The sequence below is a fragment of the Streptosporangium pseudovulgare genome (assembly GCF_014648055.1).
Lineage (GTDB): Bacteria > Actinomycetota > Actinomycetes > Streptosporangiales > Streptosporangiaceae > Streptosporangium > Streptosporangium pseudovulgare.
The window spans coordinates 136,167-159,082 of the sequence record NZ_BMQJ01000017.1 but is presented as its reverse complement, the minus strand read 5'-3'; the positions used below and the strand labels follow the sequence as shown (position 1 = coordinate 159,082).

Annotated in this window: 13 protein-coding genes; 5 read left to right on the top strand and 8 right to left on the bottom strand. The window is 75.8% G+C overall.

The annotated features are described in order from the left end of the window. Window positions 1-26: 26 nt before the first annotated feature. From IEZ10_RS29600 to IEZ10_RS29590, 3 genes are read left to right on the top strand one after another with little or no spacing between them, the layout of a single operon-like run. Entirely contained in the window at window positions 27-1,820 is a 1,794-nt protein-coding gene (locus IEZ10_RS29600; RefSeq protein ID WP_189249803.1) for an IucA/IucC family protein, read from the top strand. Then, window positions 1,817-3,391, top strand: a complete 1,575-nt coding sequence (locus tag IEZ10_RS29595) for an IucA/IucC family protein (RefSeq protein ID WP_189249802.1) — start codon at window positions 1,817-1,819, stop codon at window positions 3,389-3,391. Before IEZ10_RS29600 ends, IEZ10_RS29595 begins: the two co-directional genes overlap by 4 nt. Continuing rightward, the gene (locus IEZ10_RS29590; protein ID WP_229811768.1) at window positions 3,388-4,560 is read left to right on the top strand and encodes an alanine racemase; all 1,173 of its coding nucleotides are present in this window, start codon (window positions 3,388-3,390) and stop codon (window positions 4,558-4,560) included. The genes IEZ10_RS29595 and IEZ10_RS29590 overlap by 4 nt, the downstream gene beginning before the upstream one ends. Here IEZ10_RS29590 and IEZ10_RS40110 read toward each other — a convergent pair. Then, the gene (locus IEZ10_RS40110) at window positions 4,536-6,815 is read right to left on the bottom strand and encodes an ATP-binding domain-containing protein (protein WP_189249801.1); all 2,280 of its coding nucleotides are present in this window, start codon (window positions 6,813-6,815) and stop codon (window positions 4,536-4,538) included. The genes IEZ10_RS29590 and IEZ10_RS40110 overlap by 25 nt on opposite strands. A 64-nt stretch (window positions 6,816-6,879) precedes the next feature. Between IEZ10_RS40110 and IEZ10_RS40105 the strand changes: the two genes are divergently transcribed. Beyond that, window positions 6,880-7,656 (top strand): TetR family transcriptional regulator, encoded by a 777-nt coding sequence (locus tag IEZ10_RS40105; protein ID WP_268246389.1) that lies wholly within the window; start codon window positions 6,880-6,882, stop codon window positions 7,654-7,656. Window positions 7,657-7,899: 243 nt separating this feature from the next. After that, entirely contained in the window at window positions 7,900-9,102 is a 1,203-nt protein-coding gene (locus IEZ10_RS29570) for an erythromycin esterase family protein (protein WP_189249800.1), read from the top strand. Window positions 9,103-9,144: 42 nt separating this feature from the next. On the opposite strand, the gene IEZ10_RS29565 is transcribed toward IEZ10_RS29570, so the two are convergent. The 7 genes from IEZ10_RS29565 to IEZ10_RS29535 all read right to left on the bottom strand — a co-directional run bounded on the left by IEZ10_RS29565 (window position 9,145) and on the right by IEZ10_RS29535 (window position 22,907). Next, window positions 9,145-12,975, bottom strand: a complete 3,831-nt coding sequence (locus IEZ10_RS29565) for an ATP-dependent DNA helicase (RefSeq protein ID WP_189249799.1) — start codon at window positions 12,973-12,975, stop codon at window positions 9,145-9,147. Window positions 12,976-13,108: 133 nt separating this feature from the next. Then, on the bottom strand, window positions 13,109-16,546 hold the full coding sequence (locus IEZ10_RS29560) for an ATP-dependent helicase (protein WP_189249798.1): 3,438 nt from the start codon (window positions 16,544-16,546) through the stop codon (window positions 13,109-13,111). A 363-nt stretch (window positions 16,547-16,909) separates the two neighbouring features. Next, window positions 16,910-19,816, bottom strand: coding sequence for a CDP-glycerol glycerophosphotransferase family protein (locus IEZ10_RS29555; protein ID WP_229811767.1), 2,907 nt, complete (start codon window positions 19,814-19,816; stop codon window positions 16,910-16,912). A 67-nt stretch (window positions 19,817-19,883) separates the two neighbouring features. Next, entirely contained in the window at window positions 19,884-20,204 is a 321-nt protein-coding gene (locus IEZ10_RS29550) for an MGMT family protein (protein WP_189249797.1), read from the bottom strand. Further along, entirely contained in the window at window positions 20,192-20,560 is a 369-nt protein-coding gene (locus tag IEZ10_RS29545; protein WP_189249796.1) for a hypothetical protein, read from the bottom strand. The genes IEZ10_RS29550 and IEZ10_RS29545 overlap by 13 nt, the downstream gene beginning before the upstream one ends. A 131-nt stretch (window positions 20,561-20,691) precedes the next feature. Continuing rightward, the gene (locus tag IEZ10_RS29540) at window positions 20,692-21,969 is read right to left on the bottom strand and encodes a S8 family peptidase (RefSeq protein ID WP_189249795.1); all 1,278 of its coding nucleotides are present in this window, start codon (window positions 21,967-21,969) and stop codon (window positions 20,692-20,694) included. After that, the gene (locus IEZ10_RS29535) at window positions 21,963-22,907 is read right to left on the bottom strand and encodes a hypothetical protein (protein ID WP_189249794.1); all 945 of its coding nucleotides are present in this window, start codon (window positions 22,905-22,907) and stop codon (window positions 21,963-21,965) included. Before IEZ10_RS29535 ends, IEZ10_RS29540 begins: the two co-directional genes overlap by 7 nt. Between the last annotated feature and the right edge of the window lie 9 nt (window positions 22,908-22,916).

Here is a 22,916-nt window from a genome sequence, read left to right as displayed (position 1 = left end):
CGCGCCCGGTGAAAGGGGGGCACGGCATGGACGGCGAGCACCGGACGGGCGGGGCCGGCGGGCGGGAGCCGTACCTGGCGGCCCGGGTCCTGAACGCGCTGCTGCGCGAGGACTACGGCGGCCTGGCCGGGCGGGTCACGCGGAGCAGGGACGGCGTCGTGCTGCTGCTGCCCACCGGCCGGCAGGTACGGCTGGCGGCGGGGTCGCCGTTCCAGGACTTCGTGGTGGCCCCGCAGGAGGCGCTGCGCCTGGCGGAGGTCCTGCACGCGCTGCGGGAGATCTCCGCGCCCGCGGACGCCGCCGGGGTGGAGGCGTTCGCCCGGGAGTGCCGGGAGGCGCTGCGCGCCCTCGAACTCCACGACGCCCACCGCGAGGAGACGCTGACCCGCCTCGCGCGCCGTACCCCGGCGGACCGGCGGACCGGCGGCGGTTCCGGCGGGCGGCTTCCGGGCGCTCCCGGCACCGGCCCTGAGGCCGGGGCCGGGCCCCGCGGCCAAGCCGGAACCCCAGCCGGAGCCGGGAACGGTCCCGAGGCCGACGCCGGGCGGCTCGACGCGGTGCGCTACGAGGCGCTGGCCGCCTTCGTGGACCACCCGGTGTACCCGACGGCGCGCTGCCGGACCGGGCTGACCGACGAGGAGCTGGTGGCGTACGCGCCGGAGTTCGCGCCCGTCTTCGAGCTGCGCTGGGCGGCCGTGCCCCGGGAACGGGTCACCGGGGCGGCCCTGCCGTGCGCGCCGGAGTTTCCCGCGGTCGGGCTGCCCGGCGAGCTCGCCGGGACGTACGTGCTGTTCCCGGTCCACCCGCTGACGGCCCGCGCGGTCGAGGAGATCCCGTGGGCGGTCCTGGCGCCGGAGCCGTACCTGGAGGTCCGGCCGACGCTCTCGACGCGCACGGTCGCGCTCGACCGGCGCGCGCATCTGAAGCTGCCGCTGACCACCAGCACGCTGGGGCTGCGCAACCGGCGGTCGATCAAGCCGGAGACGCTGGCCGACGGGGCGCGGGGCGAGCTGCTGCTGCGTCGCATGCCCGACCCGCGGGTGCTGCTGGCCGACGAGCAGACCTACGCCCACGCCGGGCACGAGTACCTCGGCTGGATGTTCCGCCGCCATCCGGCCGGGGAGGTCGTCCCGGTGGCCGCGCTGCCCGCTCCCCTGCCGGGCGGCGGGCTGGTCGCCGAGGAGCTCGCCGGGCGGTGGTACCGGGGGGACATGGCGGAGATGCTCCAGGACTACCTGCGGCTGCTGTTCTCCTACAACGTGCGGCTCTTCGTCCGGTACGGCACCGCGCTGGAGGCCCACCAGCAGAACCTGTCGCTGGTGTTCGGCGACGGCCCGGCCAGACTGCTGGTCAAGGACTACGACGGCCTGCTGACCTCCCCCGGGCGGCTGCGGGCGGCCGGGATCGAGGTGCCGGACTTCACCGACGAGCGGATGCTGACCGACGACCCGCACGCCCTCGCCGACGTGTTCGTGACCATCACCCTGCACCTGGCCGCGACCGCGGTGACGTCCGCGGTGCTGCCGCCGCCGCAGGCGTTCCGGCTGGTCCGCGACGCCCTGGCCGAGGCGCTGGACGGACACGGCTACGACCCCATGGCGCGGCTGCTGCGGGCCAGGACCCTCGACGCCGCCCGGCTGGTCGGCAAGTCGATGGTCACCGCCGGGACCCTGGTGGACAAGGCCCGCACCGGGGCACGCGACGTGAACAAGTTCTACGGCACCAGCGGCCCCAACTACCTGCGCCAGCTCCCCGCCGGGCCCCCGGCCCCCCGCGACGGCTCCGCCCGCGGCGCGGCCGGGAGAAGGGCGTCCTGTTGACCGGCCTCGCGCTCGACTCCCCGGCCGCCGCCGCCGAGGAGGCGTCGCTGGCCGCGCTGCTGCGCTGCTGCGTCCGGGAGGTGGCCGGGCCCCGCGGGCTGGTGTGGCACGCCGAGCCGTACGTGCTGCTGCGGGTGGCGGGCACCCTGCTGCGGGCCCGGGTGTACGGCGGGCTGGCGCTGCGGTTCGACGGGCCGCCGGAGTGGCTGGAGGACGGCCGCTGGCGGCCTTTGTCGGTGGACCTGCTCGTCCGGCTCGTCGAACGGGAGCTGGGCGAGGCCGCGGACGCGGCGAACGAGGAGTTCGCGACCCAGGTGGGGGCGAGCCGGGAGGCCATGGCGGCGCTGGTCGCCGCCCGCCGGGACGTCCCGCCCCCGGCCGACCCGTGGCTCGCCTCGGAGCAGGGGCTGGTCTTCGGCCACCCGTTCCACCCCAGCCCGAAGGCGCGCGGCGACGCCGGCTGGCTGCGGCACGCCCCGGAGGCGCACGCGAGCTTCCCGCTGCGGCTGCTCGGGGTGCGCGACGACGTGCTGGCCGAGGCGGGCGACACCGGCCCGCTCGACGGGCTGGGCGCCGCCCCGCCGGGCTACACCCTTCTGCCGGCGCATCCGTGGCAGCTCGACCTGCTCGCCGCGGAGCTGGCCGCCCCGCTGGCCGACGGGAGGCTGGCGGACCTGGGAAGCGCCTCCCGGGCGTCGGTTCCCACCTCGTCGGTCCGCACGGTCTACGAGCCGGGGATCGACCGCTGCCTGAAGTTCAGCCTGGACGTGCGGATCACCAACTGCGTCCGGAAGAACTCCTGGTACGAGCTGGCGGGCGCGGTCGAGCTGACCCGGCGCCTCGCGCCGGTGTTCGCCGGGCTGGCCGAGCGGTTCCCCGGCACCCGGTGGCTGCCCGAGCCCGGCTACCGCTCCGCCGCCCTGGGCACCCGGCTGCTGGAGGGGCTGAGCGTGATCGTCCGGGCGAGCCCGTGGTCGGTCTGCCCGCCGGGGGTGACCCCGCTGCTGAGCGGCGCGCTGGCCGCCGCCGGTGACCGGCCCGCCGACCCCGCGCGATGGTGGCGGGCCTACGTGGAACGCGTCGCGCCGCCGGTGCTCGACGCCTACCTGAGCCACGGCGTGGTGCTGGAGGCCCACCTGCAGAACGTGCTCGTCGGCGTGGACGCGGCCGGGCTGCCGGTGGAGGCCGTCTTCCGCGACCTGGAGGGCGCCAAGCTCGTCGCCGGCCGGCACGACCTCGACGGGCTGCCGGACGAGGTCGCCGCGGCGCTCACCTACGACGAGGACGGGGGCTGGAACCGGGTGGTCTACTGCCTGATGGTCAACCACCTGCCGGAGATCGCCGCCCGGCTGGCCGGCCCCGATCCCGGCGCGGCGCGGGAGCTGTGGGCGGTGGCCGGGGAGGTGCTGGCCGGGTACGCCGGGTCCCGGGGGCGGCCGCGCCGGCTGTCGGACCTGCTGGCGGGCGCTCCACTGCCCGCCAAGGCCAACCTCTCGGTCCGGTGGGCCCGCGCCGCCGACCGCCGCGCCGGGTACGTGCCGGTCGCCAACCCGCTGGCGATGGTCTCGTGACGGCCGTCGTCCCGCCGTACGGCCCGGCGTCCGCCGGTGCGGGTCCGGCTCTGGCTCCGGACGGTGCGGGAGCGGCCCCGGAGCCGGGCCGCGGCGCCCCGCCGTACGGCCTGGCGCCCGCGGACCTGCCCGCCTACGTCTACGACCTCGCCGCGCTCGACGGGCACGCCGCCGCGGTGCGGGCCGCGCTGCCGGGCATCGAGCTGTACTACGCGGTCAAGGCCAACCCCGACCCCGAGCTGCTGCGGGTGCTGGCCCGGCACGTGGACGGCTTCGAGGTCTCCTCGGCGGGCGAGCTGGCGCACGTGCGGGGGCTGCTGCCCGATGTCCCGACGGCCCTCGGCGGGCCGGGCAAGGCCGAGGCGGAGCTGACCGCGGACGTCACCCGGCTGCACGTGGAGAGCCCCGGCGAGCTGCGGCGGCTCCTGGCCTCGGGCCGCCGCGCCGACGTGCTGCTGCGGGTCAACCTCGACGTGCCGGTGGGCGGGGCGTCGCTCGCCATGGGCGGCGGCGCGACGCCGTTCGGCATGGACCCCGCCGACATCGCCCGGTGCGCGGCGGCGCTGGAGGGGCAGGACAGGGTACGGCTGCGCGGCGTCCACGCCCACCTGGCCAGCGGGCTCGCCGCCGCCGAACTGCTGAGGCTGGCCGCGGCCGTGCTGGAGTACGCCCGCGCACTCGGGGTGACGGAGGTCAACCTCGGCGGCGGTATGGCGGTGTCCTACGCCGACCCGGACGACCGGTTCGACTGGCGCTCCTACGGCGAGGGCCTGGCGCGGCTGCGCCGTCCGGGCGAGATGCTGCGGATCGAGCCGGGGCGGTCCCTGACCGCCTACTGCGGGCGGTACGTGACGCGGGTGCTCGACGTCAAGCGGGTCCACGGCGAGCTGTTCGCCGTGGTCGCCGGGGGCACCCACCACCTGCGCACGCCCGCCGCCAAGGGGCACTCTCAGCCGATGGCCCCGCTGCCGCCGGGCGGGCCGGTCACGATCGCCGGGCAGCTGTGCACGCCCAAGGACGTCCTCGCCCGCCGGGCGCCGGTCGCGCTGGCCCCCGGCGACGTCGTGGAGTTCACCATGGCCGGCGCCTACGCCTGGAACATCTCCCACCATGACTTCCTGATGCACCCGCCGCCGTCGTTCCGCTACCTGGGGCGGCCGGCGGTCTGAGGCGGCAGCGGGCGGGAACCCGGCACGCCGGTCCGGGACGGCAGCGGACGGGGATCCGGCACGTCGATCTGAGACGGCAGCGGACGGGAACCCGGCACGCCGGTCCGGGACGGCAACGGGCGGAAATCGGTCACGTCGATCTGGGGCGGCAGCGGACGGGAGTGCAGCACGTCGAGCCGGGAGACCGCGCGGGTGAGCGCCACGTAGAGCCGGTTGAGCCCGCGCTCCTCGGCCTCGGCGATGGCCGCGGGCTCGGCCACCACCACGTGGTCGTACTCCAGCCCCTTGGCCATCGTCACGGGCACGACGGTCACCCGGGCCGGGCCGGCGACGTCGGGCGCGGCGCCCCCGCCGATGTTCCTTCCGGCGCCGGCGGGCGCGGCGCCGGCGGGTTCGACGTCCCCGCCGGTGTTCCCGCCAGTGTTCCCATCGGCGTTCCCATCGGCGTCGGCGGTGACGGCCGCGGCCGGGACGCCGCCGTCCCGCAGCGCCGCGACCAGCGTCCCGGCGTCGGCGGCGGCGGCGATCACGCCGACGGAGCCCTCGTGGCGCAGGGCGTCGCGCACCGCCTCGACGACGGCGCTCCGCAGGTCCGGCGCCTGCCGCACGCGGAGGCGCCCGTCGGACCGGAAGGACCGCGTCGGCGGGACGTCGGCCTCCAGTGCGCCGAGCAGGCGGTTGGCGAGCTCGACGACGGCCGCCGGGACGCGGAAGCCGGTCGTCAGCGCGACCACCCGGGCCTCAGGCTTGCCCAGGTGGGCCAGGTGCTCCGGCCAGACGCGGGCGGCCCACGGCGTCGTGCCCTGGGCGAGGTCGCCCAGCACGGTGATCGAGCCGTACTCGCTCCTGCGGGCGACGGCCCGGCACTGCATCGCCGACAGGTCCTGCGCCTCGTCGACGATGACATGGCCGTAGCCGTCGGGCCGCTCCAGCAGGCCGGCGACCTCGTCGAGGAGGACGGCGTCGGCCGCGGACCAGCGGGCGCTCCGGAACGTGCGGGGCGGTCGCGTCCACAGGATCGCCGCCTGCTCCTCGGCGGTCAGGATCCCGCCGGCCGCCCCGGCCAGGGCCGCGGGGTCGCCGAGCAGCCCGGCCACCACCTCCTCCGGCCGGACGGCGGGCCACACCTCGTCGACGAAGGGCCGCACGGCCCGGGTCACCGTACGGGCCCAGGCGGTTCCGGTGGTCCGCCCGCGGGCCTCCGCCCGCCGCCGCACCGCGTCGACCACGCGTGCCGTCACCCGCTCGCGCCCGACCCCGTACGGCGGCGCCTCGCGCCGGGTGTCGTCCACGATCCGGCGGAACTCCTCCTCGGGGATCCGCCAGCGGTAGGACCCGTCGGGCACGGCGATCGGTCCGGTGGGCCTGCGCACCCGTCCGTACAGCGCCCGGTGCAGCACCTCGGCCATGCGGGCGTCGTGCTTGACGCGCGCCGCGGCCTCACCGTCGCGGCCGGACACCGGGCCCCGGGCCAGCAGCCGCTCCACGGTGGTCTGCTCGACGTCGATCTCGCCCAGCGCGGGCAGCACCGCGGAGATGTAGCCGAGGAACGCGCGGTTGGGGCCGAGCACCAGCACGCCCCCGCGCTCCAGCCGCTGCCGGTGGGCGTACAGCAGGTAGGCGGCGCGGTGCAGCCCGACGGCGGTCTTGCCGGTGCCGGGAGCGCCCTGGACGCAGATCGACTCGGCGAGGTCGGCGCGGACCAGGTCGTCCTGCTCCGGCTGGATGGTGGCGACGATGTCGCGCATCGGGCCGACGCGGGGACGCTCGATCTCGGCCGCCATGATGCGGCTCGCGGCCCCGAGCTCCTCGCCCCGGTCGAGCCGCTCGTCCTCGAAGCCGGTCAGCGTGCCCCCAGCCCAGCCGAAGCGCCTCCGTACGGCGACGCCCCGCGGATCGCGGGCGCCGGCGCGGTAGAACGCCCGGGAGACGGGGGCCCGCCAGTCGATCACCAGCGGCGGGCCTCCGCCCTCGCCGGAGATGTGGCGCCGGCCGATGTGGTAGCGCCGGCCGCGGTGCTCACCGGCGTCGGCGCCGGAGCCGAAGTCGAGGCGGCCGAAGAAGGGCGGCCCGCCGGCGTCCTCCTGGAGTTCCTTGGCGAGGCTCTTCAGGTGGCGCCCGAGCCGTTCGGCGCTGTAGCGGTCGCCCGCGACGTGCTCGCCGACGACGACGTTGAACCGCGCGCCGTCGATCATCGCGCGCAACGCGGCCTCGCATCGCGCGACGTGGACCCGCTCCTCGTCCAGTTCCGGCATCGGCGCTCCAATGAGTTAACTCGGTTAAGATATTGACCAAGTTACACCTTGCTAGGCTGAGCGGGTGACAGGACTGCGGCACCTCAAGAAGCAGCGGACCCACGAGGCCGTCTCCGCGGCTGCGATCTCCCTGTTCCTGGAGCGGGGGTTCGACGCCGTCTCGGTCGCCGAGGTCGCGGCGGCGGCCGAGGTCTCGAAGCCGACCCTGTTCAAGTACTTCCCGACCAAGGAGGACCTCGTCCTCCACCGCATCACCGACCACCGGGGAGAGGCCGCGCGCGTGGTGCGGGGGCGCGGGCCGGGCACGGACCCGCTGACCGCGCTGCACCGGCACTTCCTGGACGGGCTGGCCCGCCGCGACCCCGTCACCGGCCTGAACGACGACCCGGAGGTGCTCGCCTACCACCGCATGATCTTCTCCACCCCCAGCCTGGCGGCCAGGTTGATGCACCACATGACGGCCGACGAGGAGGCGCTCGCCGAAGCGCTCACCGAGACCGCCGCGGGTCCCGGAGGCGTCGGCGGCTCGGGAGGCGCGGAGGGGCCCGGCGGCTCCGGTGGTTCCGGTGGTTCCGGTGGCTCCAGTGGCTCCGGTGGTTCCGGTGGTTCCGGTGGCTCCAGTGGCTCCAGTGGCTCTGGTGGCTCCGGTGGCTCCGGAACGATGGACGACCTCGTCGCGCGTCTCGTCGCCGGTCAGGTGCTGGCCGTCCAGCGGGTGCTGGCCCGCCGCAACTGGGCCGAACTGGCCGGCGGGCGGACGGCCTCGGAGGTCCACCCGGAGGCGGTGGCCGCCGCCGACCGCGCGTTCGCCCTGCTGCGCGACGGACTCGGCTCCTCCTGACGTGCCCGTCACCGGGTTCGGTCTCCCGACGTACCCTCACCGAGCCCGGCTTCCCCGGCGCGCCCGTCACCGGACTCGGCGGATCTCCCACCACGGCTTTCCGGCGTGCCCGCCGCGTGGTCCCGCCACCCGCCCGAGCGCCGAGCATCAAGTACCGAGCCGCCGTTTTGAAGGTTCGGCCTCGCGAGATCGCCATCATCGTGGAAAAGTCTCAACCGAGCGTTCAAAGATAGCGTCTAAGGCATGGTCACCGACATGAAAGACGCCGTCCATGCCGTCGACGCGGCCGCCGTCATGAGCCTGCTCCCCACCCGGCCGCGGGTGCTCGCCCTGGGCGAGCCCACCCACGGCGAGGACCTCCTGCTCGACGTGCGGAACGAGCTCTTCCGGCAGCTCGTCGAGCAGGAGGGCTACCGGACGATCGGGATCGAGAGCGACTGCCTGATGGGCCTGGTCGTGGACGACTACGTCACCTCGGGCACGGGCACCCTCGACGAGGTCATGGAACGCGGCTTCAGCCACGGGTGGGGAGCCTTCACGGGAAACCGCGAGCTCGTGCGCTGGATGCGCGAGTACAACGACGGCAGGCCGCCGTCCGAGCGGGTGCGCTTCGCCGGTCTCGACGGCCCGCTGGAGATCAGCCATGCCATGAGCCCCCGCCAGGCCCTCACCGCGCTGCACGGCCACCTCGCGGCCCGGCTGGACGCGGACCTGCTCCCCTGCGACGCGGAGACGCTCGACCGCCTGCTCGGCGCCGACGAGCGGTGGGCGAATCCCGCCACGATGATGGACCCGTCCGAGTCCGTGGGGCGGTCGGCCGAGGCCGGGGAGCTGCGACTGCTCGCCGACGACATGGTGGCGCTGCTCGACGCGGAGACGCCGCGCCTCATCACGACGTCCTCGCGGGAGGAGCGGGACCGGGCCCGCCTGTACGCGCGCGCCGCCGTCGACCTGCTGCGCTACCACCACTGGCTGGCCGACACGTCGCCCGGCCGCATGTCGCGGCTGCTGGGCCTGCGGAGCTCGATGATCGCCGCCAACCTCCTCACCGTCGCCGAGCGGGGCCCGGTGCTGGCCCACGCCCACAACGTCCACTTCCAACGGGGCAAGAGCACGATGCGGATGGGCGACACGCCGTTCGAGTGGTGGAGCTCAGGCGCGATCGTGAGCCCCCATCTGGGCGAGGAGTACGCCTTCCTGGCCACGGCCCTCGGCACGATCCGGCACCGGGGAGTGGACGCCCCGCCCCCGGACACCGTCGAGGGGCTCCTGTACACGCTCCCCGAGGAGCGCTGCCTCCTCGACCCCCGCCGGGTGGCCGCCGCCCTCGACGACGCGCCGCCCGCCCCCCGCGTCTCCCCCTGGTTCGGCTACATCCCGATGGACCCGGCCTACCTGACCGGGGCCGACGGGATCGTGTTCGTCAAGGATCTCCCGCCGGACTAGCCTCCCCGGACCCGGCGCGGCGATCACCGCCGGAACGGCGCGTCAGCCGATGACAGGGACCGACTCGATGAGCGCGACCAGGCCGCGCTCGTCGAGGAGGTCGGCCGGACGGACGGTCTCGTTGGACCTGACGTAGTGGAACGCGGCGCTCACCGCCGGCAGGGGGACGCCGGCCAGGTGGGACCAGGCCAGGCGGTAGGCGGCGAGCTGCACCGACGCGGCCGACTCCGCCTTGCGGCCCTCGGGGCGGCGGCCGGTCTTCCAGTCGACGACCTCGTAGCGGCCGTCCGGGGTCTGGAACACCGCGTCCATCCGGCCCCTGACCAGCCGGTCGGCGATCATCGTCTCGAACGGCACCTCGACCTCGATCGGCTCCCGGGAGGCCCACTCGCTCTCCTCGAACCGGGCGCGCAGCTCCTCCAGCCGGGCGTCGGCCTCCTCGAAGCCGTCGTCGAAGGCACCGGGCAGGTCGAGCTCGTCGATCAGCCGCTGCTGGCCCCAGCGCGACTCCAGCCAGCTGTGGAAGGAGGTGCCCCGGCGGGCCAGGGGCGCGGGTTTCCGCGGCACGGGACGGCGGATCCGCCGGGCCAGGGCCTTGGGGTCGGAGGCCAGCGTGACGAGCGAGGAGACGGTCAGGTGGGTGGGCAGCTCCACCCGGCCGGTGCCGCGCCGCCGGTTGGTCTCCCGCTCCCTGAGCAGCAGCTCGGTGTCGCGCGCCCACGCCCTGGCCCGCTCACGGTCCCAGCCGCGCAGCTCGGCGAGGGTCCTGGCGTGCCGGTTGCCCGGATCGTCCCCGAACCCGGCGAGGTGGGCGGCCTGGTCGGCGATGGTCACCGCCGCGTCCTCCCGCCCGTCCGGGCCGGTGACGGTCTCGGCGACGGTCCCGGGAACGGACTCGGGGGCGGGCCCGGAGAGCACGGCCTCGGAAAGCGCGGGCTTGGAAACAGGCTCGGAAAGCGCGGGCCCGGAAAGCACGGCCTCGACGCCGTCCCGGCCGCCCCCTTCCACGGGTACGGCCCGCCCGCCGGACGAGCCCTCGACCGCGAAGGCGCCCCGCGCGTCCGGGGAGGGCGCCGGAAGCCCGCCGCCGGAGTCCTCCGGACGCTCCGGAGCGTCGCCGGAGGGATCCCAGGCGTCCTCCGGGACGTCCCAGGGGTCGTCCGGGAAGGGGACCTCCTCGTCCTCCGGCGGGAGCTGCGGGAGGGGTATGTCGCCGAGCGGCTCGTGCGGGCCCGCCGTACCGGCTCCGGGTCCGCCCGCCGTACGGCCGGCGCCGGCCGGGTCCGCGGGGGCGTCGCCGCCGGTGAGGGCGGCGAGGGCGGCCTCGACCAGGGTGGCGCCGTCGAGGACGGCCGCGTAGCGCGCGTCGTCGGGGCTGACCGGCCAGGCCGACTCGGCGGGCTCGGCGAGCAGCGGGTTGGCGGCGTCCTCGGCCGCCTCGGGCGCCCAGGCCGCCACCCGGCCGCAGGTGTCGCGGATCTCCAGCAGGAAATCGGACGGCAGGAGCGGCTTGGACCCGGTGCCCCAGCGGTAGCCGGAGGCGATCAGCAGGTAGTGGGCGCGGGTGACCGCGACATAGGCCAGGCGACGCTCCTCCAGCAGGTCGCGGTCGCGGCAGCGCTCGTCGAAGTCGGCCAGTTCCTCCTTCGACAGCCCGGTCAGCCGGGGCAGGTCGGAGGCGTCGCCGCGCAGCTGGTAGGGCAGTTTGCGGGGGTTCTCCGTCCACCTGGGGCTGGTCGTCGGGCGGGCCGGGAAGATCGTTCCCACGGTGAGCGTCCCGGCCTTGGACAGCGCCTGCGACATGCCGGGCACCACGACGACCGGCCACTCCAGGCCCTTGGAGGCGTGGACGGTCATCAGCTTCACGCTGTTGCTCTCGCCCACCCGGCCGGCGTCCAGGCCGTTCTCCTCCTCGTCGGCCGCCTTCAGGAACGCCAGGAACGCCCCCAGCGTCGGGTCCTCGGAGTCCCCGGCGAACCGGGCGGCGGCGTCGAGGAACGCGTCGAGGTCGGCGCGGGCGGCGAACGGGCCGACGGCCGTCCCCCGGGCCGCCACCTCGATGTCCAGGCCGAGCCTGCGCTCGATCTCGGCGATCAGGTCGGGCAGCGGCTGTCCGGTGTGGGCGCGCAGGGTCCGCAGCTCCTGCGACATGGCCAGCAGCCGCACCCGGGCCAGCGGCGAGAACGCCTCCTGCCACTCGGGGCGGTCGGGCAGCTCGTCGAGGGCGTCGACCAGGCTGCCGCGTTCCTCGGCGAGGTCTGCCACGACCTGGTCCAGCGGGTCTGATCCGGGGGACGGGGCCTCGGACTCCTCCCGGTGCTCGCGGTTCAGCTCGCGCGCCCGGTCGCCCAGCTCCTTGAGGTCGGCCGGGCCGATGCGCCAGCGCGGGCCCGACAGCAGGCGCACCAGGGCGTCGCCCGCCGACGGGTCGTAGATCACCCGCAGCGTGGCCACCACGTCGGCGACCTCCGGTACGGCGAGCAGCCCGCCCAGGCCGACCACCTCGACCGGGATGCCGCGGGCCTCCAGCGCCCGGCGCAGCGCGGGGAACTGGGACCGCTTGCGGGCCAGGATCGCCACGTCGTGGGGTTGCAGGCACTGCGGGCCGCCCCAGGCGCTCTGCTTGGCCTTCTTGCGCTCGCCGTCGCCCCACGGCAGGCCGTCGGGCGCGCTCTCACCACCCAGCAGCCGCGAGATCTCGGCGGCGACCCACTCGGCCTCGTCGTCGGCGGTCTCGTGGAAGGCGCACACCACCCGGCCGCGCTGGACGCGGTTGCCGCCCGGCACCAGCACCGGCACGTCCCGCGACTCCATCCGGAGCGGAAGCTGCACCCGGGCCGCGACGTCCAGCACGGCGTCGCCGTTGCGGAAGCTGACCGACAGGAACCGGACCGGGGCCGGCTCCCCGGAGGGGGTGCGGAAGTCGCGGGGGAAGCGGCTGAGGTTGCCCGACGACGCGCCGCGCCAGCCGTAGATGGACTGGCAGGGGTCGCCCACGGCGGTCACCGGGTGACCGCCGCCGAACAGTGAGCGCAGCAGGACGAGCTGGGCGTGGCTGGTGTCCTGGTACTCGTCCAGCAGGACGACGGCGAACCGGCCCCGCTCGATCTCGCCGACCTCGGGGTGCCCGGCGGCGATCCGGGCGGCCAGCGCCATCTGGTCGCCGTGGTCGACGACCTCGCGCCGCCGCTTGAGCCTGCCGTACGCCTCCACCAGCGGCAGGAGCTGCTCGCGGGCCCGCTGGGTGACCAGCGGGCGGCGCTGGGCCAGGGTGGGCGAGCCGGGCAGCCCGCCGTAGCGGTCGGCGAGCCAGGCGCCGACCTCCCGTACGTCCGCCGGGGTGCGCAGGTGCTCGGCCAGCTCACCGGCCAGCTCCAGCACCGCCCGGGTGACGGTGGCCGGGCCCCACTCGATCTGCTCCATCGGCCCGTCGTAGCCGCTGACCACCCGCTGGGCGAGCTGCCAGGAGACGGCCGGGCTGATCAGGCGCATGGTCGGCTCCAGCGCCTCGCGCAGGGCGTGGTCGGTGACCAGCCGGGCCGCGTAGGCGTGGTACGTCGAGATGGTCGGCTCGCCCTCCAGCAGCTCGGCCGGGACCTGCGCGGCGGCGACCAGGCCGTTGAGGCGCTCGCGGACCCGGTGGGCCAGCTCGCCCGCGGCCTTGCGGGTGAAGGTCAGCCCGAGGATCTGGTCGGGGCGGACCAGGCCGTTGGCCACCAGCCAGACGACCCGCCCCGCCATGGTCTCGCTCTTGCCGGACCCGGCGCCCGCGACGACGACCATCGGCTCCAGGCCGGCCTCGATCACCTCGGCCTGCTCCGGGGTCGGGGGGAGGATGCCCAGTTTCTCGGCGAGCTGGATCGGGCTCAGCACGCGGCGCCCCCGCGCGGTACGGCCCGGCCCACCGGAGGGCGGCGCGGAGTGACGCGGGACGCCGGGGAACGGCGCGGAGTGACGCGGGACGCCGGGGAACGGCGCGGCACGCCCCCGCGCCGGACGGTACGGCTCAGCACACCTGGTCTCCGTTCTTGCTGACCGGGCAGCTCGACCGCACGGCGCACGTGCGGCAGCCGTCGTTGACCTTGGCCTGGAAGAACGGCCCCGACATGCCGGTCGCGACGGTCTCGACCATGTCGCGGGCCCAGCCGGGGTCGGCGTCCTCCGACAGGGGCCGCTGGATCTGCTCCTTGGCGTCCTTCTTGCCCGCCGCGTCGCCCACCTGGACCAGTGCCGCCCCGCCGGGCTCGGTCATCCCGTGCCGCTGGAAGGCGCCCAGCAGCGCGGCGAGCTGGTACACCCCGAGCTGGGGATGGCGGTCGAGGTCGGCGTCCTTGGGGCCGTTCTTGCCCGTCTTGATGTCGATGATCACGGCCCGGCCGTCGGCGTCGCGCTCGACGCGGTCGACCCGGCCCTTGATCTGCACGCCGTCGGCGAGCGTGGCGACGAACGCCTCCTCCAGGCCGACCAGCTCGCGGGGGTTGTCCCGGTGCCAGCGCAGGAACTTGGCGACCATCTCCTCGGCCACCCGGCGCTGCTTGCGGTTGTACCAGACGCCGCCGAAGTCGAGTTCGCCCCAGACGTCGTCCAGGCGCTTGCCGAGCGTCTCCTCGCTCGGCATGCCCGTCGCGGCCAGCACGGCCAGGGCGTGCACGACCGTGCCCAGGCCCCGGGCCGCGTCGGTGCCGCCCGCGCCGACGGAGGTCTCCAGCAGCCAGCGCAGGCCGCACTTGGTGAAGTTCTCCACCGTCGAGGGCGAGATGCGCACGATGCCGTCGGGCCAGTTCAGCGGGCGGTCGTCGGAGACCGGGGTCAGGGCGTACCACTCGTCGGGGTGCGCGCCGGGCACCCCGGCCACGGCGAGCCGGGCCAGGTGCTCGGCGGCGGCCCGGCGCAGCGGGGCCGGCCGGGTCGGGTCGGTCACCGCCGAGCGGAGGTCGGCGACCAGCGCCGACATGCTCAGCCAGCGGGAGCGCTCGTCGACGCCGGCCTCCTCGTCCGAGCCGGGCACCAGCTCGGTGAGGAACCGGGAGGGGCGCTCCTCGCTGTCCTCCCCGCCGACGGCGGTGACGACGAGCCGCTTCCCGGCCCGGGTCGTCGCGACGTAGAACAGGCGGCGCTCCTCGGCCAGCACCTGGGAGGTCAGGGCGGCGGCGACGGCCGACGGGCTCTCGTGCTCGGAGCCGCGGGCCCGGGCGACCATGTCGTCGGTGCGCAGGACCGGGCCGTGCGGCCGCAGGTCGGGCCAGACGCCCTCCTGGACGCCGGCGACGACCACCACGTCCCACTCCAGGCCCTTGGAGCGGTGCGCGGTCAGGATGCGCACCGAGTCGGCGTCGGGGGCGCGCTCGGCGAGGGAGTCTCCGGGGATCTCCTGGGAGACGAGGTCCTCCACGAACACCTCGACGCCGGCGTGCGGCAGCCGGTCGACGAACTTGGCCGCGTGGTCGAACAGCGCCACCACCGCGTCGAGGTCGCGGTCGGCCATGGCGCCCCGGAACCCGCCCGCGAGGCTCGTCTCGGTCCACTTCTCGGCCAGGCCGGTGGCCTTCCAGACGGTCCACAGCACGTCCTCGGCGGTGCCGCCGCGCCGTACGGCCTCGGTGGCGCTGGCGATGAGCCGGGCGACCCGCTCGGCGGGCAGCGCCACGTGCGGCTCGACCCGGACCAGCTCCCGGGCGTCCTTGAGCGCGGCGACGAGGAGTTCGCCGGACGAGCGGGGCGCCGGCGCCGCGCGCTCCTCCAGCGGGACCGGGAGGCCGTCCTCCTCCGGCCCGCCGGTGCCGTCCCGCGGACCGGCCGCGCCGCCGGGCACGTCGTCACCGGGCGCCGGGGCGTCCCGGAGCACGTCGCCGCGCGCGTCGTCGCCGGGCATGTCACCGCCGGGAACGTCGTCATCGCGGAGCAGGTCGCCGCCGGAAGCGTCGTCGCCGGGCAGGTCACCGCCGCGCGCGTCGTCACCGCCGGGCACGTCGTCGTCGCGAAGCAGGTCACCATCGGAAGCGTCGTCGTCGCCGGGCACGTCACCGCCGGGAACGTCGCGTTCGTCGGGGTGGAGCAGCGCCTCGTGCTCGGCGATCCGCAGCGCCCGGCGCAGGCGGCGAACGCCGATCATGTCGGTGCCGCCGAGCGCGCCGGTCAGCAACTCCTCGGCCATGCCCTCGTCGAGGTTCTCCGGGTGGAGCGCGACCTGGATCAGCCGGATCAGCGGCCGCACGCCGGGCTCCTGGAACAGCGGCACCTCACCGCCGCCGACCACCGCCGGCACCCCGGCGCTCACCAGCGCGCGGCGCAGCAGCGGGACCTGGCGGGTGGCCGAGCGGACCAGCACCGCCATCCGCGACCAGGGGACGCCGTCCAGCAGGTGCGCCCGGCGCAGTGTGTCGGCGACGACGGCGGCCTCCTGGGTCGCGCCGTCGGTCACCACGACCCGGACGTCGCCGGGAACGGCGTCCGGCAGGGCGCGCAGGTCGCGGTGGTGGGCCGCGCCGCCGAGCGGGGCGGGCAGGCGGGCGGTGACGCGGCGGGTGGCCCGGAGCAGCTCCGGGCCGCTGCGGCGGCAGACGCGCAGCGCCAGGACGGGCGCCCTGGCGCCGTCGGCGCGGCGGAACCGGTCGGGGAAGTCCATGATCCCGCGCACGTCGGCACCGCGGAAGCCGTAGATCGACTGGTCGGGGTCGCCGACCGCGACGAGGTCGCGGCCCTCCCCGGCGAGCTGCTGGAGCAGCAGCTCCTGGGCCGGGTCGACGTCCTGGTACTCGTCGACGAAGACGACGTCGTAGGCGGACCGCTCGCGCAGTCGCGCCTCGGGCTCGGCGAGCAGGGCGGCGGCGGCGCGGATCAGGTCGGCGTAGTCGAGCACCGGCTCGGCGTCGAGGTCGAACCGGGTGTGGTAGCGGTCGGCGAACCGCCCGGCGGCCACCCAGGAGGGGCGGCCGTGCAGGCGGCCCAGCTCGACGAGGTCGCGCCCGCCGAGGCCGATCTCGGTGGCGCGGGCCAGGAAGTCGCGCAGTTCCTGGGCGAAGCCGCGGGTGGCGAGGGCCTCGCGTATGTCCTCGGGCCAGTGGAGGGCGCCGTCCTCCAGCTCGCCGTGGAGCAGGCGGCGGATCTCCAGCAGCTGCTCGGGGGCGGTCAGCACGCGCGGCGGCACCCGTCCGGCGAGGACGGCCTCGCGGCGCAGCAGGGCGTAGGCGTAGGAGTGGAAGGTCATCGCCAGCGGGGTGCGGGTGGTGCGGCGGACCCGGGCGGTGATGCGCTCGCGCAGTTCCTCGGCGGCCCTGCGGCTGTAGGTGAGGACCAGCACCCGTTCGGGGTCGGCGCCCCGCCGCTCGACCCGGTCGACCACGCTCTCCACGATCGTGGTGGTCTTGCCGGTGCCGGGTCCGGCGAGCACGAGCAGCGGGCCGCTCTCATGCGCCACCACCGCACTCTGGTGCTCGTCGAGCACGGGGGCAACAGCCCTCCCCGCGCCCTCACGACGTACCAGACGCCAACCCTGACCACTCACAACTCGTCATTCCACCAGATCCCGGGCGATGATCGTGCCGAGTCCGCGTGAGTCGCACGGTGAAAGACGCGGCCGGCGCGGGCGGGCCGCCCGGGGGAACCCGCCGGACCTCGGTGGGAACGCCCCCGGAGGATCCGGAGGCGTCGGAAATCTCACAGGATGTCCGGAGCCCTCATCGGAGCCGGGGCGCCGCGGCGGCTTCGCGGGGCTCCCGTCGAGGTCGGGGGTCGAGGTCGGGGCCTCACCGGAAGACCGGGGCGCCACGGAGCGCCGGGGCCCCACCGCGGCTCCGGGCCCCGCGCGTCAGGAGCCGCCGAAGACGTGGTCCACCAGCCGGCCGGTCGCCTTGCCGTCGTCGCGGGGCGCGTAGGTGCGGCGGAACCGCTCGTAGCGGTCGGCGTGCGCGGCGGCCACCTCGTCGATCGTCCGCAGCGCCTCGATCACCTCGGCGGCGGTCGTCAGCAGCGGCCCGGGGGCCTCGGCCGCGAGGTCGAGGTACAGGCCCCGCTTGGCCGAGTAGCGCTGCGCGTCGTAGGTGAAGAAGAGCATGGGCCGGCCGGTCACGGCGAAGTCGAACATGATGGCCGAGTAGTCGGTGATCAGCACGTCGGCGATCAACAACAGATCCGTCACTTCCGGATATGTCGTGACGTCCAGCGCGAGATCGCGCGGCACGTTCGGGGCCGCCTGCATCGGGTGTCCCCTGACCAGGAACGTGTGACCCGCCCCGAGGACCCGCCGCGCCTCGGCGAGGTTCAGCTTCACCGAGGCGTTCCTGCGGTCGTAGTCGCGGAAGGTCGGCGCGTAGAGCACCACGGTGGAGCCCTCGGCGACGCCCAGCTCGCGCCGCACCCGCGCGGCGATCTCGTCCCGGTCGGGGGACGACAGCACGTCGTTGCGCGGGTAGCCGCTCTCCAGGATCTCCCCGCGGTAGCCGAACGCCTTGCGCAGGATCGGGGTGGCCCACGGGCTCTGGGAGACCAGCAGGTCCCAGCCGCGCACCTCGGCCGCCTGGCGGTGCCAGGCCGGCGGCTTCGGGTCGCGCGACATGTGCGGCAGGTCGTTGCCCAGGAGCTTGAGCGGGCTGCCGTGCCAGGTCTGCACGACCGTCTGGTCCTCGCGGGCCCGGAACCACGGCGGCAGGAAGCCGTTGGCCACGACGTACCGCGAGCGGGCGAGCGCCGCGTAGTGCTCGCGGCTGCCGGAGCGGACCACCGTCGGGCGGATGTCCGGGCCGAAGCCCAGTTCGGCCGATCCCGGCGGGACGAACGCGCCGTCCTTGACCACCCAGATGTGCTCGCGGTCGTCGCCGCGCCGTACGCGCTCCTCGTAGACCGCGCGGACGTTGCCCTCGTACTGGCGGCCGTCGTAGGAGACGTAGACGGTCGCGTCGGTCGCCTCCATGGCCCGCTGGGCGGGGTAGAACGTACGCTGCAGCGCGTACAGGCCACCGGCGCCCTTCTCGTCGTCGGGCACGTGCTCGGCGACGGTCAGCACGGGCACGTCGAACCGGGTGGAGACCAGGCGGTACTCCCGCCCGTCGCGGACCTTCGTCTCCTCGTCCAGCGAGTCGAGGAGGGCGTGGTCGGCGCGGACCGGCACGATCTTCCCGCCGGGGTCGCGGACCGCCATGGTCCAGGTGCCGCTCGCCAGCGAGACGGTCCCGGCGAAGCGGGGCATCGCGGCGGGCGCGAACCGCGCCGTGAAGCGCTCGCCGTCGCGCTCCAGCGGCACGGTGTGGATCAGGCCGGTGCGGTGCTTGAGGCTCAGCTCGACCGCGCCGGGGGCGGCGGGATAGGAGCCGGCGAGGGTGAGCGTGCCGTCCGCGGCCCAGGCCGCCTCGGAGATGACGGGGCGGACACGCTGGGCGGAGACCGACACGCGGTCGCGCCGGTCGCCCAGCACGGTGATCTCCCGCTCGCCGATCACCGAGCGGCTCTCCGCGGCGCCGCCCAGCATGACGGGGGCCGCGGGCTCGCCCTTGGGCTCGACCCAGAGCCTGCCGCCGTCACGCTCCTGCAGCAGGGAAGGTACGGCGAGCGGCACGACGACGTCGGTGCCGCCCTTGACGGGGGTGAAGTCGGCGGCGATGCGGTGACCGTCCAGCCGCGCGTTGCCCCTGGTGTGCTGCTTGCCGGGCAGGAAGACCCGCAGCTCCAGCCGGTCGCCGTCCAGCGTCACCCCGGTCAGCTCGGCCCGGGTGGGCTGCAGCGCGATCTGCAGGGCGCGGTCGGAGGTCCAGACCGGGCGGATCCACCGGCGGTGGCCGATGTCCAGGCCCGCGGGCCGCTCGGTGCGGCCGGTGGAGGGGCCGCGCAGCAGGCCGACGGCGCGGGCGCCGCGGCTCCAGATCACGATCTCCGCGCGCCACGTCGTGGTGTCGCGCACGACGGAGCGGCGGCGCAGCAGCCTCCTGCCGCCGCGCAGCACCACCCGCGCCCCGGCGCGCCAGCGCAGCGACCAGGGACGCAGCTCGGCGACGAAGCCGGACCAGTCGTAGTTGCAGCCCGCCTCGGCGGCGCCGTGGGTCGCCGAGGGGTCGAGGACGCGGCGGGTGCGCAGCCGTACGGGCGGCAGCCCGCGGGGGCCGCGCAGCACGACGGTGGCGCGGTTGAAGCGGGGGCCGCGGACCGACAGGCCCGCGAGGTAGGCGTGGCCGGTGATCCGCAGCCGTCCGCCGGACCAGGAGATGTCCTCGATCCGGGTGATCGGGACGAGGTCGGCGGCGCGCAGCCGGAACATGCTCTCCGGGAGCTCGTCCTGGAACGGCAGATCGGCGTACCAGCGCATCTTCCTGCGGACCCGGCGGGACGGCTCGGCGGCGGCCGTGACGATCTTCTGCAGCGCGTCGCCCTCGACGAGGTCGTCCGCCTCGCGGGTGTCGACCAGATGGAAGGCGATCCTGCGCGCCACCGGCAGGTCGCGCTTGACCCTGGCGTCCACTCCGGCGAGGTACGGCTTGACGAGGGTGACGAACTCGCGCCTGCGGGCGGCGCCGCGCTTGACCGCGAGGTCCAGCCGGGTGCCGAGCGGGCCCGCCAGGACCTCGGCGTCGAACCGGCGGCGCTGGGCGGGCGTGAGCCCTTCGGCGAGCACGGTCGCCATCATCGATTCCAGGGGCTCCCCGCGGTCGCAGAGATCCTGGACGACCTTCAGACGGTCGGCGACGGGATCGCCGCCTGCCCGCGCGGGTGTGACGCCGGTGGCCATGGGGGGAGGCACCGCCTTTCGGACAGATCGCTGTCCTACGCCATCGTAGTGGGCCCGCGGACGTCGATTACGCCCGATTTCTGGGTGTGCCGTCCCATCTGGCCGCGCGGATGTCGGCGCGTGAGCCCCGCAGCGGAGTGCCCTCCCGGCGCCAGTGCTCCAGGCACCGCCGCTCGTGGCCCGGCGGCGGGGTGCCGTCGGCGTGCACGACGCGCCACCAGGGCACGCCGCCGCCCCACAGGGACATCACCCGGCCGACCTGCCGGGGGCCGCCCTCGCCGAGATACTCGGCGACATCGCCGTAGGACATGACCATCCCCGGCGGGATGCGCTCGACCAGGTCGAGCACCCGCTCGGCGTACGGTGTCGGGTGGCCTACCGGCTCCATGCGGCCGGTCCGGCGGCCAGGATCTCGTCGACCTTGCCGAACTCGTACGACGCCGAGCCGTTCAGCTGCTCCAGGCGGCCCTCGCGGATCGCGTAGGTCTCGCCGTCCTCACCGACCAGGCTGGCGTTCAGCAGCGTCGAGACCCGGGCGAGCTGGGCCACGTGCCAGTCGGACCCGGGCGCGCCGGACAGGCCGCCGTTCCAGACCGCGACGGCGTGCAGGCCGTCGGCGTGGCGGGCCAGGACCTCACCCGTCTCCTGTGAACCGCGGAACTCGAACCCCGCCTGCCCCAGCACAGTCGCGAGTTCCGCGAAGGCGAGAGGCGCCGGGCGCTCCACGCGCAACTCGTACCCCATGAGGGGCGACCCTAGCGAACCTTTGATCGCCTTCGTGCCGGAGATCCGAAGATCGGACCGCGCCGCACCCGAAGAGTGTCCGAACGGTGTCCAAACCGCGTTCGAATCGAGTTCGAACCGTCCCCGCGGGCTCATCCCTCCGGCCCGCGTCGGGGCCACGGCCACGGCGGCCGGCGCCGAAGGCCGCCCCGTTCCCCGCCGCCGCGCGGGCCGGACGGCGCGGGCCGCCGGTTGAGCGCCGCCGCGGCCCCGGCGAAGGCCAGCACCCCGGTCAGCAGGCCGGTGCCGTACAGCCACAGGCGCAGCGGGTCCGGGCCGGGCCGTTCCGGCGGGGCCGGCGCACCGGACCCGAAGTGCCCGCCCGGGGGCTCCCCGGCCCCGGATCGGGCGCCCGCCAGCTCCCCGGCCCTGGCCAGCGCCGCCGCGGCGTCGACCATGCCGAACCCGACGTGGTCGTCGTATCCGGCGGCGGGCGCGGAGGTGGCGGTGGAGGTCAGGGCCCGCGACACGAGATAGGGCGGCAGATCCGGATATTTCGCTTTTATCAGTGCGGCGACCCCGGCCACCAGCGCGGTCGCCGCACTGGTCCCCTCGGACGTGCCGTACCCGCCGCCCGGGAGCGTCACCGGCACGCCCACCCCCGGCGCGGCGACCATGACCGACAGGTTGTCGCTGCTGAACGGCGCCGGCTCGCCGCGGGCGTCGACCGCGCCCACCCCGATGACCCCGGAGTATCCGGCCGGGAAGCTCCAGAAGGAGGTGCCGTGGCTCGCGGTGTAGGCCGAACCACCGTCGTTCCCGGCCGCCGCGACCAGCACCACGCCCCGCGACAGCGCGTAGGAGACCGCCTCGCGCTCGGCCCGGTGCGGCCCGTAGGCGCCCAGCGACATGCTGACGACCTTGGCCCCGTGGTCGGCGGCGTAGCGGATCGCGCGGGCCAGCGGGCTGTCGGCGCCCTGCCGCCGCTCCACCCTGGGCGGCGCGGCGGCGATCCCGCCTTCGCCGTCCTCGTCCTCGCGCGGCACCAGCGGCAGCGAGAGGATCCCGGCCTCCGGCGCGACACCGAGCAGGCCGCCGTCGCCCTTGCCCGCCCCGGCGATGAGCGAGGCCATCGCGGTGCCGTGCATGCCCGGCGCGGAACCGCCCGGAAGCGCGCTCTCGGCGGATCCCATGTCGGGCCCGGAGACGACCCTGCCGCGCAGCTCGGCGACCCCGGCGTCCACCGCGCTGTCCACCACGGCGACGGTGACCCCCACGCCCCGGGTGACCTTCCAGGCCCGCTCGACGTCGAGCGCCCGCAGCACCCAGCGCTGGTCCTGGCGCACGTCCGCGGCGGCCGGCGGCGCGGGGACCAGCAGGAAGAGCGCGGCCAGGGCGCCCGCCGCCCGCGGCAGGCCCCGCCTCAGCACACGTTCCCCTGGGTGCACTGGGGCACGGCGCTGGGCTCGTCGCCCAGTGCCCGGGCGATGCGCCCGGCGACCGACTGCGCCACCGGCCACAGCTCGCTGTGCAGGTTCTCCTCCGGCGCGACCGCCTCGCGGGTGCGCCCGTCGGCGTACCCCGCGGTGAAGAACACGATGTAGGGGCCGACCCCGATCCAGGCGTTGCGCTGGCGCTGGGCCGCGCCGAACAGGGCGCTCGCCGTACCGGGGAACGCCACGGGCCGCACCCCCACCCGGTCGTCGACGGCCAGCCGGGAGGTGGCCGCCGCCCGCCGCTCCTCGTCGCCGAGGACGGCGATGCCGACGGTGACGACGAAGGTCGAGGTCTGGTCGGCGTAGGTGGCCCGCAGCAGCGTGCGGCAGCCCTGCTCGGCGAGGGTCGCGCCGACCGGGGCGTCGGTGCCGGCCCGGCAGGAGACCTCGGGCGCCATGCCGATCCGGCGGGCGTACTGCTGCGTCCCGCCCAGGCCGACGTACTGCAGCTCGGTGGGGAAGACCAGGGTCGCGGGCCAGGTGCGCCAGCGCCCGGCGATCTCGTCCTTGACGTAGCGGTCCTGCTCGGCGGGGGTGAGGGGGCGAGACCCGCTCTCGTGGACCAGCCCGGCCGCGCCGACCAGCACGTTGGTCATGGCGATGACCAGGATCACGCCCGCCAGGAGCAGGAAGACCGCGCGGAACCGCACCCCCTGCTCCAGGGTCTCCCGCACGACGCGCTCGGCGGCGGCGCGGTCGCGGGACGCGGCCGGCCAGGGGCGGACCCGCCGGGAGACGGCGGGGGCGGGGCCCCGCCGCGCCCGCGCGGCGCCGGACGCCCGGGAACCGGGCGGCGGCCACCCGCCGCGGGCACCGGCCGCCGGGGCCACCAGGCGCCGTCGCGGCTCCTGCGAACGCCCGGGCATCGACATACTTCGATG